The sequence below is a fragment of the Photorhabdus noenieputensis genome (assembly GCF_018448935.1).
Taxonomy (GTDB): domain Bacteria; phylum Pseudomonadota; class Gammaproteobacteria; order Enterobacterales; family Enterobacteriaceae; genus Photorhabdus; species Photorhabdus noenieputensis.
In genome coordinates this window covers 1-765 of the sequence record NZ_RCWC01000152.1, presented here as the reverse complement: position 1 = coordinate 765, position 765 = coordinate 1, and the positions used below count along the sequence as shown (strand labels likewise).

The 765-nt window shown below is 37.3% G+C and carries 1 protein-coding gene; it reads left to right on the top strand.

From position 1 onward, the window contains the following. Window positions 1-584 precede the first annotated feature (584 nt). Window positions 585-765, top strand: a 181-nt coding sequence (locus EAE91_RS23605) for a hypothetical protein (RefSeq protein WP_214090556.1), incomplete at its 3' end; no start/stop codon positions are given.

The following is a 765-nucleotide window of genomic DNA, read 5'->3' as shown; positions in this document are numbered from 1 at the left end:
AAACGAGTCAATTAAGCATTAAAGCGAAGCGTAGACGAATATGGATGAAAACCCAATTTTTGGAGCGAGTATTACAGGCGGGTTTTGCTAATGTGAGTGATATTTAATCATTCATGCGGTTGCCCTGTAAACTAGATGAAACTAAGATGCCGAAAATTATTATCACTAACGGAAGGGGAGAATGGGTTGAATATCCTGACGGGCACATTGAAATTAATACCCAGATGGTAGATACCTATTACATAAAGTAACGTTCTGCTAAGGTCGTATCACCAGTTTATCCAAATGCCAACATGAGAATACTGTTATTAAAAGGAACTGTCCGTATGAAAATATTGAAGATAACGCTGTCCTTATTATTTCTCTATTCTATTTACTGGGTATTTGGAGATGCCTTTTTTAACTGGTTATTCAAGATGAAACCAAAATGCCAAAAATTACTATAACTAAGGGGAAGGAATGGGTTGAATATCCTGATGGACGAATCGACCTTAATCGTCAAACAATAGACTACTGGAAAATAACGTCACCAAGGCCATATTATTAATTTACCTAAACACCAACATCAAAAATAAGGAGTCCTTATGAACGATGGATTACACTTTCTTTGTCATATTACCGATTTGCCGGAGAAAACGTTTGCGGTAGCTGAATTTTCTTTGCAGGAGGAATTATCCGAACTCTTTACCCTATCTTTAATGCTGGTCAGTAAACGGGCCGATATTGATCTGGAATCACTGTTATTACAGTCTGTGAAATTCCGGG